The 12,925-nt window shown below is 65.6% G+C and carries 10 protein-coding genes; 8 read left to right on the forward strand and 2 right to left on the reverse strand.

Translation table 11 applies throughout. From position 1 onward, the window contains the following. Positions 1 to 5: 5 nt before the first annotated feature. Positions 6 to 563 (reverse strand): DUF7478 domain-containing protein, encoded by a 558-nt coding sequence (locus tag GF068_RS34640; RefSeq protein WP_153823805.1) that lies wholly within the window; start codon positions 561 to 563, stop codon positions 6 to 8. On the opposite strand from GF068_RS34640, the gene GF068_RS34645 reads away from it, so the two are divergent. Genes GF068_RS34645 through GF068_RS34660 form a run of 4 tightly spaced genes read left to right on the forward strand, consistent with a single transcriptional unit; the run spans position 535 to position 4,471 of the window. After that, positions 535 to 1,305 carry a hypothetical protein gene (locus GF068_RS34645; protein WP_153823806.1) on the forward strand — a complete coding sequence of 257 codons (771 nt, stop codon included), beginning with the start codon at positions 535 to 537 and terminating at the stop codon, positions 1,303 to 1,305. The genes GF068_RS34640 and GF068_RS34645 overlap by 29 nt on opposite strands. A gap of 21 nt (positions 1,306 to 1,326) precedes the next feature. Next, positions 1,327 to 1,656, forward strand: a complete 330-nt coding sequence (locus tag GF068_RS34650; RefSeq protein ID WP_153823807.1) for an ArsR/SmtB family transcription factor — start codon at positions 1,327 to 1,329, stop codon at positions 1,654 to 1,656. Then, entirely contained in the window at positions 1,653 to 2,099 is a 447-nt protein-coding gene (locus GF068_RS34655; protein WP_153823808.1) for an SRPBCC family protein, read from the forward strand. The genes GF068_RS34650 and GF068_RS34655 overlap by 4 nt, the downstream gene beginning before the upstream one ends. Before the next feature lie 2 nt (positions 2,100 to 2,101). Next, entirely contained in the window at positions 2,102 to 4,471 is a 2,370-nt protein-coding gene (locus tag GF068_RS34660; protein WP_153823809.1) for an ATP-binding cassette domain-containing protein, read from the forward strand. A gap of 138 nt (positions 4,472 to 4,609) precedes the next feature. On the opposite strand, the gene GF068_RS34665 is transcribed toward GF068_RS34660, so the two are convergent. Then, entirely contained in the window at positions 4,610 to 6,601 is a 1,992-nt protein-coding gene (locus tag GF068_RS34665) for a protein kinase domain-containing protein (protein ID WP_153823810.1), read from the reverse strand. Between the two features lie 185 nt (positions 6,602 to 6,786). Between GF068_RS34665 and GF068_RS34670 the strand changes: the two genes are divergently transcribed. Genes GF068_RS34670 through GF068_RS46610 form a run of 4 tightly spaced genes read left to right on the forward strand, consistent with a single transcriptional unit; the run spans position 6,787 to position 12,665 of the window. Then, positions 6,787 to 8,871: a type VI secretion system Vgr family protein gene (locus GF068_RS34670; RefSeq protein ID WP_153823811.1), complete on the forward strand. Its 2,085-nt coding sequence runs from the start codon at positions 6,787 to 6,789 to the stop codon at positions 8,869 to 8,871. 8 nt (positions 8,872 to 8,879) lie between these two features. Next, positions 8,880 to 9,242: a PAAR domain-containing protein gene (locus tag GF068_RS34675; protein WP_153823812.1), complete on the forward strand. Its 363-nt coding sequence runs from the start codon at positions 8,880 to 8,882 to the stop codon at positions 9,240 to 9,242. After that, a complete protein-coding gene (locus GF068_RS34680; protein WP_170319853.1) occupies positions 9,239 to 10,126 on the forward strand; it encodes a DUF4123 domain-containing protein in 888 nt (295 codons plus the stop codon). The genes GF068_RS34675 and GF068_RS34680 overlap by 4 nt, the downstream gene beginning before the upstream one ends. Then, the gene (locus GF068_RS46610) at positions 10,113 to 12,665 is read left to right on the forward strand and encodes a type VI secretion system Vgr family protein (protein ID WP_275939314.1); all 2,553 of its coding nucleotides are present in this window, start codon (positions 10,113 to 10,115) and stop codon (positions 12,663 to 12,665) included. Before GF068_RS34680 ends, GF068_RS46610 begins: the two co-directional genes overlap by 14 nt. The last annotated feature ends 260 nt before the right edge of the window (positions 12,666 to 12,925 follow it).

The following is a 12,925-nucleotide window of genomic DNA, read 5'->3' on the forward strand; positions in this document are numbered from 1 at the left end:
GCGCGTCATCGGCATACGTAGGGGATAGCGGCGCCTGCGGCGTTGCATTCTTCGTCCGAATTGCAACCCGTGCTCTTGCACAGTCCATTCACGCAAACGAAGTTGTCCTCGTCGAGGGTCGGCGGCGAACCCGGGGGGGCGCAATCGGCCACGACGCCGCACGTGCGCACGCACGTCTTGAGGGGCAAGTCGGGGAACTGCGCGCACACCAGGGCGGGATCCTTGAGGGCATCGATACATTCCTGGGTGGAGCCGCAGCCCACGTCTCTGCAAAGACCATCGACGCAGGCGAAGTTGTCGGCGTCCTTGGTCGCAGGGGCGCCCGGATGGAAGCAGTCGTTGACCGTCGTGCACGGGAAGTAGCACTGGTTGCTGGTGTACGGGGCTGGGCTCGGCCCGCACACCGACGTGGTCTTGAATTGGTCGGTGCATTCCTGCGACGAGTTGCAGCCCTTGTATTCGCATGCGCCCGCGACACAATCGTAGTTGTCTGCGCCGTAGATCGGGATGTTGCTCTTGGTGCAGTCGGCCGGGGTGCTGCATGCCTTGCGGCACGATTTCAACGGCCCTCCGCCGCTGGAGCCGCCGGCGCCGCCGGCGCCGCTGCTGCTGCTGCTGCTGCTGCTGCTGCTACCCGAGCTGAATCCACCGGCGCCGCCGCTCGACGCCGAGCTGCTGCTGCTGCTGCCCGAGCCGAATCCACCGGCGCCGCCGCTCGACGCCGAGCTGCTGCTGCTGCTGCCCGAGCCGGATCCACCGGCGCCGCCGCTCGACGCCGAGCTGCTGCTGCTGCTGCCCGAGCCGAATCCACCGGCGCCGCCGCTCGACGCCGAGCTGCTGCTGCTGCTGCTGCTGCCCGAGCCGGATCCACCGGCGCCGCCGCTCGACGCCGAGCTGCTGCTGCTGCCCGAGCCGGATCCACCGGCGCCGCCGCTCGACGCCGAGCTGCTGCTGCTGCTGCCCGAGCTGAATCCACCGGCGCCGCCGCTCGACGCCGAGCCGCTGCCGCTGCTGCTGCTGCTCGACGAGCCGCCCCCTGCGTCCGGGGAAGCGGCGCTCGTCGATTTGCTGACTCCCGCGCCCGTGTCACTCGAACAGCCGGCCGAACCATGGATCGCCAGCACGAGCCAGGTCGCGAATAGACAGAATTCCGATCGAGCAAGGTTTCCCGTGTCCCGCATCACGCGAGGGTGTCGCACGATGGTAAGGGCGTCAACAACCACGAACCGCACGTCCCTGCGACAATCCATCGCGCCGATCCACGTACCCCACGCGCGGCGCCCGATCGTCCTTGACAACCCATAAGTGTTGGCTTATGGGTTTGGCATGCAGAGCGCGGCCGTGGTCGAAGACAAGGTCTTCCAGGCGCTGGCGGACCCCAGCCGCCGGGCGATCTTCGAGTCGCTCACGCGTGGCGAAGCTGCGGTGAAGGACCTCACGGCGCGCTTCGACATCTCGCAGCCGGCGGTCTCGCAGCACCTCGCCACGTTGAAAGACGCCGGCCTGGTGAAGGGCCGGCGCGAGGGGCGCTGCGTTTACTACCGGGTGGAGCCGCGCGGGATGAAGCCGCTCATCGACTGGATCGCGCACTACCGCGCCTTCTGGACGGAGCACGTCGATCGCCTCGAACGACTGCTGGAGAAAATGGACGAATGAATCTCACCGACACGACCGCACAATCGCAGACGGAATCCATTTCATTCGAATTCGATTTGCATCATTCGCCCGAGAAGATCTGGCGCGCGCTCACCGACCCCGTGCTGCTCACCGAGTGGCTCCTGCCCGTCGCCGGGCTGAAGCTCGAGCCGGGGGCCGCGTTCACCTTCAAGACGCAGCCATACCCCGGGTGGGACGGCACCGTGAATTGCCGGATGCTCGAAATCGAAGCGCATAAAAAGCTCAGCTACGCGTGGGTCGTCGGCGACATGGAGCTCGACACCGTCGTGACGTTCACGCTCACGCCCACGGCGGCGGGCACGCGCCTGTCCCTCGTGCAATCGGGCTTCAAGCCGCACCAGAAGCAGAACTTCGGCGGCGCGCGTTACGGCTGGAAGATGATGGGCGGCAAGCTCGTCGACCTGCTCGCGAGGGTCCCGTGAGCATGAGCCAGCACCCCGCAAACAACCACGACCTGATCCGCGTCAAGGGCGCCCGCGAGAACAACCTGAAGGACGTCAGCGTCGAGATCCCCAAGCGGCGGCTGACGGTGTTCACGGGCGTCTCGGGCTCGGGCAAGTCGTCCCTGGTGTTCGGCACCATCGCGGCGGAGTCGCAGCGGCTGATCAACGAGACCTACAGCGCGTTCGTGCAGGGGTTCATGCCGACGCTGAGCCGGCCCGACGTCGACGTCTTGGAGGGGCTGACGACCGCGATCATCGTCGATCAGGAGCGGCTCGTCGGCAACCCGCGCTCGACGGTCGGGACCGTGACCGACGCCAATGCGATGCTGCGGGTGCTGTGGAGCCGCCTGGGCAAGCCGCATATCGGCCCGCCCGGGGCCTTCGCCTTCAACGTCCCCTCGGTCCGCGCGGCCGGGTCGATCACGGTCGAGAAGGGAGGCGCCAAGGCCGAGAAGGTCGTGTTCAATCGCGCCGGCGGCATGTGCCCGCGATGCGAGGGCATGGGACAGATCAACGACATCGACCTGTCCCAGCTCTACGACGAGAAGAAGTCGCTCAACGAGGGCGCGATCACGATCCCCGGTTATTCGATGGATGGCTGGTACGGCCGCATCTTCCGCGGCTGCGGCTTCTTCGACCCGGACAAACCGATTCGCAAGTTCAACAAGAAGGAGCTCCACGACCTGCTCCACAAGGAGCCGACGAAGATCAAGGTCGACGGCATCAACCTGACGTATTCGGGGCTGATCCCGCAGATCCAGAAGTCGTTCCTGTCGAAGGACCTCGACGCGGTGCAGCCACACGTCCGCGCCTTCGTGGAGCGCGCGGTCACGTTCACCACCTGCCCCGAGTGCAAGGGCACGCGGCTCAACGAGGCCGCCCGATCGTCCAAGATCAAGGGGATCAGCATCGCCGACGCCTGCGCGATGCAGATCAGCGACCTCGCCGCGTGGGCGCGTGGCCTCTCCGAGCCGTCCGTCGCGCCGCTCTTGACGGCGCTGCGGCACACGCTCGATTCGTTCGTGGAGATCGGGCTCGGCTACCTCAGCCTCGACCGGCCGACCGGCACATTGTCGGGCGGCGAGGCGCAGCGCACGAAGATGATCCGCCACCTCGGGTCGTCGCTCACCGACGTCAGCTACGTCTTCGACGAGCCGACGGTCGGGCTGCACCCGCACGACATCCAGCGAATGAACGAGCTCTTGCTCCGGCTGCGCGACAAGGGCAACACCGTGCTCGTCGTCGAGCACAAGCCGGAGGTGATCGCAATCGCCGACCACGTCGTCGACCTCGGCCCCGGCGCCGGCACCGCCGGCGGTGAGGTGGTCTTCGAGGGCAGCGTCTCCGGGCTGCGGGAGAGCGGCACGCTCACCGGGCGACACATCTCCGACCGGGTCTCCCTGAAGCCGAAGGTGCGAAAGCCGTCGGGCGTCTTGAAGGTGCGCGGCGCCCGCACGCACAACCTGAAGGACGTCGACGTCGACATTCCGCTCGGCGTGCTGGTGGTGGTGACCGGCGTGGCCGGGTCGGGCAAGAGCTCGCTGATCCACGGCTCCGTGTCGGGCCGGGACGGGGTGGTGTCGGTCGACCAGGCCCCGATCCGTGGCTCGCGCCGGAGCAACCCGGCGACGTACACCGATCTGCTGGAGCCGATCCGCAAGGCATTCGCGAAGCAAAATGGCGTGAAGCCCGCCCTGTTCAGCGCAAACTCCGAGGGCGCCTGTCCGACGTGCAATGGCGCCGGGGTGATCTACACCGATCTCGCGATGATGGCCGGCGTCACCACGGTCTGCGAGGACTGCGAGGGCCGGCGCTTCCAGGCGTCGGTGCTGGAGTATCGGCTCGGCGGGCTCAACATCGCCGAGGTGCTCGACCTGCCGGTCAAGGACGCAGCGCGCTTCTTTGGCGCCGGCGAGGCGCGTACGCCGGCCGCGCACGCGATCCTCTCGCGATTGGCCGACGTGGGGCTCGGTTACCTGCGGCTCGGCCAGCCGCTCACCACGCTATCGGGTGGCGAGCGGCAGCGGCTCAAGCTCGCGACGCACATGGGCGAAGACGGCGGCGTCTACGTGCTCGACGAGCCGACCACGGGATTACATTTGGCCGACCTCGAGCAGCTTCTCGGGCTCCTGGATCGCCTGGTCGACGCCGGGAAGTCGGTCATCGTGATCGAGCACCACCAGGCGGTGATGGCGCACGCCGACTGGATCATCGACCTCGGGCCGGGCGCGGGCCACGACGGCGGGCGAATCGTGTTCGAAGGCACGCCGGCCGACCTGGTGGCGGCGAAATCGACGCTGACGGGCGAGCACCTGGCGGCGTTCGTCGGGAGCCGTCCGAAGGCGGGTTGATCTCGCACGGACGCCTGATCCGAGGCGTATCTCTCCAGCCTTCCCGCCTGGCGGCACGGGTTCGGTTCCATCTCGCGGACGAACGCGGACAAACAGGAGCGTACGACTGAATGAATCGAGGCGGGGCGATTTTCGAAATCACTTGAACTTCACCGCGGCCGTCTTCGTCTCCCCCGCCTTCACGGTGACGGTCACGGTCTGCTTCCCTCTTTCGGGATGGACGAAGGTCACCGAGTGTGTCCCCGCCGGCACGGACACGCCGACCCTGGGCGTGTTGCCGAGCGGCCGCCCGTCCAGCACCACCTTGGATACCGGGATCGAGTTGATGTTGAGCGTCCCGGTCCCCTGCGTTGCCTGGGCGTTTGCCATGCCAATCGTGGGTGCCGCGGTGGGTATGGGGCCCGGAGCGCGCGTGGGCTCTGCAGGCTCTACTGGCTCTGCAGGCTCCGACGCCGGGATCGTGCCGACGACCTCCGGCACCCGCTCAACGGGCGGCGTAGGGTTCGGTGACTCCGGCGCGACTGCCTCCAATGAAATGAGGACGGGGCTCTCTTCCCCTCGTACCACGCTCGCGGAAACGACTTTTTCGGCTTTCCCGGGAGCGGAGACTTTGACGATACGGTCTCCGGGTGCGAGGTCTCGAACGATACACGGCGTCGTCCCGCACCGCTCCATGCCATCCACAGAAATGGCGGCCTTGCTGTCGTCGCTGCCGGTGACCTCGATCCGGAGCCCCCCTTTCCTGGGAGAGAGCACGAATACACCGAGGCCAAGGACCACGAAGAGCGCCAGGGCGCCGAGCGCGACGCCCAGCTTTTTCGAAGCGCGCCGCGAGGCCGGCGGGTTCGTCGCAGAAAGTCCGTGGGTCGTGGCGGCCGATTGAGGAATCGACGTCAGGGGGGGAGGCTGGAGGGGCGCCGTCTGCTCGGGCACGCCGTAGAGCCCCGGAGGAAGCACCGCCGTCTGCACGGGCAGCGGTGGCACCGACGGCGGTTTGGGATGAAGAGGCATCGTCGCGCGCATCGATTGCTGCTTCACGAGGCCGAGCAACGCCTGCGGACGAATCTGCTGCGTCTCTCCGTCGTCGTAACCGCTATCGAGCAGCTCGGCGAACTCCCGCACGGCCTCGTCGACGCTCGGCCAGCGCTCGGCCGCGTTTTTCCGCAGGCATCTCCCCAGCCATTCGTCGAAGCCACGCGGGAAGAGGTGCGCTTTGGCGCCCGCGCGAGCGACCGCGGACGGCGTCGGATGAAGGGCCACGCCCATCATGATGTCCGCGAGGCTCCCGCGCGCGCCACCCGTCCACAGATGCCCGGGCGGCGCGCCGAGCAGGAGCTCGTACGCGATGACGCCGAGGGCCCAGATATCGGTCTGGGGCGTGATTCCTTGCGCAATGGTGATCCCCATCTTCGCGGCCATGGGCCGCATGGCGGCGCCGAGCTGCTCGGGCGCGGCGTAGGCAGGGGATCCGACCTGCGTGGCGGTTCCTTGAATGCCCTCCTCGAGGACCTTGGCGATACCGAAATCGACGACCTTGAGCATCGGAGCTCTTCCGCGGTCGTACGTGAGAAACAAATTGCCGGGCTTGAGATCCCTGTGAACCACGCCCGCGGCGTGGGCTTGCCCGAGGGCATCGGCGAGATGGCGGAAGAGGATCCGCATGAGGCCCGGCGGCACGGGCCCGCGGTGCTTGACGTATTTATCGAGCGTGTCGCCTTCGAGCAGCTCCATGGCGAGGAACGGCACGCCGCGCTGCGGGTCGATTCCGGCGTCGAACACGTTGACGATGTGCGGGTTTTCTCCGATACGCGCGCCGACCCTCGCCTCCTGGACGAACAGGTCGCGGATCTCGTCGCGCTCGATGAGCTGCGGGAGCACGAGCTTGAGCGCGCACGTTTTCCCGGTGCCGAGGTGCGTCGCACGATACACCTCGGCCATGTTGCCCTGCCCGAGCCTCGATTCGAGACGGTAGCGCCCAGCGATGACGTCGCCAGGGACCGCGGGTGCTCCCGTGGATGACATGAGGCGGGAGTGTACAGCAGGGAGTTTGGTGGGGGAAACAGGGATGCGTACTACGTTAGTGGGATTGACATGGATGCTGAGTTGGTGGGTGCCTTGGGATGGGCGCACGTGTGTGCAAATTGGTTACATGTTGACTTTTGTAAGGGACTCGTGGTGGGTGGTGGAGGATCCATGGTCGTGGCAGGGTGATGCAGCACTAACCGCACGAACTTGCTAGAGATTGTTGCAGTGCGTACGAGGATGTTTACGGGCAAACTCTGGGGTTGGTAGGGTGAACACGAGGTGTCGCGCGCATGCCGGTCCTGGAGTTGACGTTTGCCTGCGGAGAGAGCTCGCTGTTGGTGCGACGCTTTTCGGTGCACGAGTCGGTGTCGGGGTTGTTCACGGTCTCGGTGTGGGCGCGGTCCGAGAGCCCGAGCATCGACCTCGAGGCGATCATCGGGCAACCGGCGTCCTTGCGGGTCGTGAGCGGATGGCTCTTCGCGAAGCTCGGCGGCGCGCGGCTCTGGAGCGGCATCGTGAGCTCGATCGAGCAGGTGCAGGCGGTGCAGCCCGCGTCGGGCGCGAAGGAGCTGTCGACCTACTCGCTGCGCATCGTGCCCGACCTGTGGATGCTCACGCAGCGGCGAAACTACCGCATCTTCCAGCACCTCTCGATCCCGGACATCATCGACGAGCTCCTCGGCGATTGGGGCATCGAGAAGGTCTGGGAGATCGATCGCGGCAAGTATCCGAAGCTCGAGTACAAGGCGCAGTACGGCGAGAGTGATTTCGCGTTCTTCAGCCGTTTGCTCGAAGAGGCCGGAATCGCCTTCACGTTCCCGGACGACGACGCGAAAGGCTCGAAGCTGACGCTGTCCGACAAGCTCGAATCGAACACGCCGCGGCCTGGTGGCGCTCTGCCGTACGTGGACAACCCGAACCAGGAGGCCGAGAAGGAGTTCGTGTCGGGGATCCGTTTGTCCTACGGGGTTCGTCCCGGCGCGCACACGATTCGCGACTACGACTTTCGCAACCCGTCGTTCGAGCTCTTCGGCGAGGCGCCGAAGGCCGAGGGGCAGGAGGCGAAGTACGAGCAGTACCATTACGAGCCGGGGGCGTTCCTGGTCGAAGGTGGTAAGGGCGGAGGGACGCCGGTCGCGGACGACAAGGGGGTCGCGCGGTACGCTCAAGGGTTCGGCAAGGGCCGCGCGACACGCCTTCTTGGCGGAACACGGGTGGACCGGCGCGTCGTGTCGTTCGACACGAACACGATCGATCTCTGGCCCGGGCAGGTGTTCTCGATCGACCGGCATCCGCACGCGGACATCACGGAGTCGACGAAGCTGCTCGTGACCGAATTTTCGGTCGAGGGCACGCCCGAGGGCGAGTGGAGCATGTCAGGACAAGCGGTCTTCACGGACGCGCCGTACAGGCCGCAGCAGCGTACGCCGAAGCCGCGCGTCGAGGGCGTGCAGAGCGCGCGGGTCGTGGGGCCGAAGGGCCAGGAGATCCACACGGACGAGTTTGGCCGGGTACGCGTGCAATTCCCCTGGGATCGCGAGGGAAAAAACGACGACAATAGCTCCTGCTGGATCCGGGTGAGCCAGGGCTGGGCGGGGACGGGTTACGGGATGATCGTGATCCCGCGGATCGGGCAGGAGGTGATGGTGGGTTTCCTGGAGGGCGACCCGGACCAACCGATCATCGTGGGCCGCGTGTACAACGCGAAGCAGGCGGTGCCGTACAAGCTGCCGGAGCACAAGACGCGGAGCACGTGGAAGAGTGATTCGTCGCTCGGATCGGACGGGTTCAACGAGATCATGTTCGAGGATCTCAAGGGCCAGGAGCTCGTGTACGAGCAAGCGCAGAAGAACCGGCGGCGGCTGGTGAAGAATGACGAGACGATCACGATCGGGCACGACCGGCAGAAGCTCGTGAAGAATGACGAGTCCGAGAAGACGCTCGGTTTCTTGAAGGTATACGTCGGCAAGGACCAGGACATCGTCATCAAGCAGAACAAGCGGGAGCGGATCGAGGGGGATTCGCATCTGCGGGTGTACGGGAAGCGCAATCAGCGGATCGAGGGGAAACAATCGCTGACGGTGAAGGGGGATCGGCACGAGCTCGTCGGGAAGAACTATGCGATCGGGGTGAACGAGGAGATCCACGTCGCGGCGGGGACGGCGATCGTGATCGAGGCGGGGAAGGACCTGACGATCAAAGGGCCGGGGGGGTTCGTGCGGATTGATCAGAGCGGGGTGACGATCCGGGGGAAACAGGTGCGGATCAACAGCGGAGGGTCGCCGGGGAGTGGGAAGGGGAGCAGCACGGATGAGCCGGAAGAGGCGATCGAGGCCGAGGTGGATGACGTCAGCAAGACGTTGATCGGGCAGTAGGAGGAGCGATGCCGCCGGCTGCGAGGATTCTGGATCGACATACGTGCCCGCTGCACCCACCGAACGTGATCGTGACGGGAGAGGAGACGGTCATCGTCGGGTACCAGTGGCAGGCCCGCGTGGGGGACATGGAGGCATGCGGCGCGTCCATTGTCATGGGTGAATCGACGGTGATCATCGGATATAAAGACGCGGCGCGGAGAGGGGACCCGACGAGTCACGGGGGGCGGATCGCTTCGGGGTGTCCGACGGTGTTGATCGGGTCGAATCCGCAGATGGATACCCTGCGCACAGACAAACCGTTCTGCGAAGAATGCGAGCAGAAGAAGAAGGAGCGCGAGGAGCGGCGGAAGAGGGGGCGGAAGTCGTGACGGCGCCGCGGCTCATCGTGGAGGTTCGGTGGGGGAAACTCGCGGGCACGAAGATCGTGCTGAAGTCGGGGCAAACGGTGCGCGTGGGGCGGATGGCGGGCGCGGATTTCGTGGTCGAGCACGATGGGGAGATTTCGCGGCTCCATTTCGAAATCGAATGGGACGGGACGCGCGCTGTCGTGAGGGATCTCGGTAGCATCAAGGGGACGATGCTCGGGGGAAAAGCGATCGAGGGGGAGGAGGAGATCCCGCACGGAGGGTGGATTCAGGCGGGAGAGACGGATTTCATGGTGTACGTCGAGGGGAGGACGCCGGCGCCGGAGGACGAGATCGACGAGGAGGACCGGGAGGCGGCGCGGGAGGAGCGGAAGCGGCGGGAGGCGGCGGAGAAGGCGCTCGAGGAGCTGCGGGGGGTGGCGGGGCGGGAGAAGCTTTATGCGGTGGTGGATGCGGCGCGGGAGGATCGGATTCTCGAATTGCTGAGGGAGCACGTGGAGCCGCATCGGTCGCTGTATGACGGGGTCGAGGGGGAGACGCTGGAGGAGGTCGCGCCGTATCTGGTGGGGCCGATGCGGGAAGATTCGGGGCTGCTCGACAAGCTCGTCCTGGAGGGATGGGGGAAGCGGTGGGGGATCTGGTGCACGAGTGAGGAGCGGTTCGTCGAGGTGCGTCGGCATTGGCGGCGATTTTTGATGGTGGAGCTCGAGGAGACGGGGGAGCGGGTCTATTTTCGATTCTATGATCCGGGGGTGATGCGGGTGTTCTGGGATTCGTGTGAGGAGGGGCAGCGGGCGGAGCTGTTCGGGCGGGCTCGCTCCTGGTTCTTCGAGCAGGAGGACGGGGACATCGAACAGCTGAGGAGCGCGGTCGATGGCCATCCTTGAGTTGTCCCTGGCCTCCGGCGAGCTTTCGGTGCGGCGCTTCGTCGTGCGGGAGGCCGTCTCGTCGTTGTTCTCCGTCTCGCTCTGGGGTCGCTCTCCGGATCCGAGCTTCGACCTCGGCGCGATTCTGGATCAGCCCGCCACTTTTCGATCGGTCCCGGGGTATGTGCACGTCGCGGGGCTAGGCAATCGCACCTGGAAGGGCATCGTCGTCGATGCCGAGCAGGTCCACGCGCTCCAGCCTGCGGTCGGCCAGAAGGGGTTGTCCACGTATCACGTGCGGATCGTGCCTGAGCTCTTCCGACTCGGGCAGCGGCGGGGGAACCGTATCTTCCAGCACGTCTCCATCCCAGACATCATCGACGAGCTCCTCGGCGAATGGTCGATCGAGAAAGTGTGGAAGATCGACCGGGCAAAGTATCCGAAGCTCGAATACAAGGTCCAGTACGGGGAGAGCGATTACCACTTCTTCAGCCGGCTTCTGGAGGAGGCGGGGATTGCGTTCACGTTCCCGGAGGATCAGGGCGGCAAACTGACGTTCAACGATCGGCTGGAGGCGAATCCCGTCCGGTCGGGTCCGCCGATCCGGTATGTGGATCATCCGGGGCAGTCCGCCGAGCAGGAGTACGTGACGGCCGTACGGTTTGCGCGTGACGTGCGGCCTGGCGCGTACACGATGCGCGACCATGAGTTCCGAAACCCGGATTTCGCGCTCTTCGGGGAGGCGCCGCGTGCGGGTGGGTTCGAGGATCGAAACGAGCAGTACCATTTCGATCAGGGTGGGTTTCTCGTCGAGACGGGCAAGGGCGGCGGTACGCCGGTGGCTGACGACAAGGGAATCGCGCGGCACGACCAGAAGTATGGCAAGGAGCTCGCGGAGCGGTCGCTGCACGGGGAGCGTGCCGGGGTGCGGGGCGCGTCGTTCGAGGCGAACACGTTCGACCTCGCGCCGGGCGTGATCTTCTCGATGGATCGGCATCCCCACGCCGAGCTCTCGGTGGATCGCAAGCTGCTCGTGCTGGAGACGACGTTCGAGGGCACGACGGAGGGCGAGTGGACGCTGTCGGGGCACTCAGTGTTCGCCGATGTGCCGTATCGCCCGCCGCGCAGGACGGCGAAGCCGATCGTGCATGGTTTGCAGAGCGCGACGGTCGTGGGGCCGAAGGGGCAGGAGATCCACACGGACGAGTTTGGCCGGGTGAGGGTGCAATTCCCCTGGGATCGGGAGGGGAAGAAGGACGACGATAGCTCGTGCTGGATCCGCGTGAATCAGGGCTGGGGCGGCATGGGGTATGGGATGGTCGTGCTGCCGCGGATCGGGCAGGAGGTCTTGGTCGGGTTCGCCGAGGGGGACCCAGATCTGCCGTTCGTGATGGGGCGCGTATACAATGCGGTGCAGCAGGTGCCGTATCGGCTTCCGGAGCACAAGACGCGGAGCACGTGGAAGAGTGATTCGTCGCTCGGGTCGGGCGGGTTCAACGAGATCATGTTCGAAGATCTCGCAAAGAAGGAGCTCGTCTGGCAGCAGGCGGAGAAGGATCGGACGCGGCTGGTCAAGAACGACGAGTTTGCGACGGTGGGGCACGACCGGCAGAAGCTCGTGAAGAGGAACGAGCAGGAGCATACGGACGGGTTTCGGAAGCGGTGGGTGGGGAAGGACGCGGACGGGGTCACGAAGAAGAAGAAGCGGGAGCGGGTCGACGTCGATGTGAACCTCGAGGTGAAGGGGGACCGAGGGGAGCAGATCGACGGGAAGCAATCGCTGACGGTGGTGGATGAGCGGCAGGAGAAGGTGGAGGGGGCGTATGCGCTGCGGGTGGGGAAGGAGGCGCATTACCTCGCGGGGGAGGAGTACGTCGGCGAGGCGGGGGAGGCGTTCACGCTGAGGGGGCCCGGGGGGTTTTTGCGTTTCGATGGGAATGGGGTGACGATTCAGGGGACGAAGGTGAAGATCAATGTCTCGGGGAGGCCGGGGAAGGGGAAGGGGAGTAAGCCGGGGGAGCCGGAGGAGCCGAAGTTGGCGTTGCTGCCAGTGATCTCGGACCTGCGGTGGGAGAAGCCGAAGGTGCGGGTGGGTAAGCCGGTGAAGGCGATCTTCACGGTGGCGAACTTCGCGGGGAACGAGACGGCAACGGTGACGGTGTTCGAGTGTGATGCGGATGGGGGCCGGAAGGCGGTGGATCAGGTCAAGGTTCCGGTGGGGAAGACGGATGGGGATGTCGAGGTGGAGTGGGTCCGCAAGCCGGAGCAGGCGGAGGGGGATCTGATCGAGGATGCGGCGGAGGGGGATGTGGGGCCGCTGGAGTATCGGTTCGAGGTGGAGACCGAGAAGGTACGATCCGACGAGCGATCCGGAGCGTTGTGGCTTACGAATACAGTCATCATAAGTATTCTCGGTCCGGACGGCGAGCTGATCGAGGCCGGAGCGAAAGTCGTGCTCTTGGCAGGAGACAACAGCAGATACGAAGCCAGGGTCGAGAACCGCGAGGCGAGATTCGATGATGTTCTCGTAGGGAGCGTCCGTGTCCTTCTGAGCGAATGAACATCAGCGTGCCGGAACATCATGACGGATACTTTCATCAACGACCCCAATGAGGTCAACAGACTGCTCACCCTTTTCGACCCCGATTCGCTGGAACTCACCACGACAGCGATCACCAACAGTGGAATCATAACCCTCTGTGCCAACATCCGATGAGACAGCGCTCCTCCCGAAATTAGTGTAGAGAAGAGGGCGGAGACTGGACCTGACCCGCGTGCCCAAACCTTCCCATCTTCGATCCATCGATTCTACCTCCGCCC

Source organism: Polyangium spumosum (assembly GCF_009649845.1).
GTDB classification, from domain to species: Bacteria; Myxococcota_A; Polyangia; order Polyangiales; family Polyangiaceae; genus Polyangium; species Polyangium spumosum.

Bases quoted from the DNA above. Each gene is read 5' to 3' on its own strand.
- GF068_RS34650 (WP_153823807.1), top strand. From the start codon at position 1,327: ATGCAGAGCGCGGCCGTGGTCGAAGACAAGGTCTTCCAGGCGCTGGCG.
- GF068_RS34655 (WP_153823808.1), top strand. From the start codon at position 1,653: ATGAATCTCACCGACACGACCGCACAATCGCAGACGGAATCCATTTCA.
- GF068_RS34670 (WP_153823811.1), top strand. From the start codon at position 6,787: ATGCCGGTCCTGGAGTTGACGTTTGCCTGCGGAGAGAGCTCGCTGTTG.
- GF068_RS34660 (WP_153823809.1), top strand. From the start codon at position 2,102: ATGAGCCAGCACCCCGCAAACAACCACGACCTGATCCGCGTCAAGGGC.
- GF068_RS46610 (WP_275939314.1), top strand. From the start codon at position 10,113: ATGGCCATCCTTGAGTTGTCCCTGGCCTCCGGCGAGCTTTCGGTGCGG.
- GF068_RS34675 (WP_153823812.1), top strand. From the start codon at position 8,880: ATGCCGCCGGCTGCGAGGATTCTGGATCGACATACGTGCCCGCTGCAC.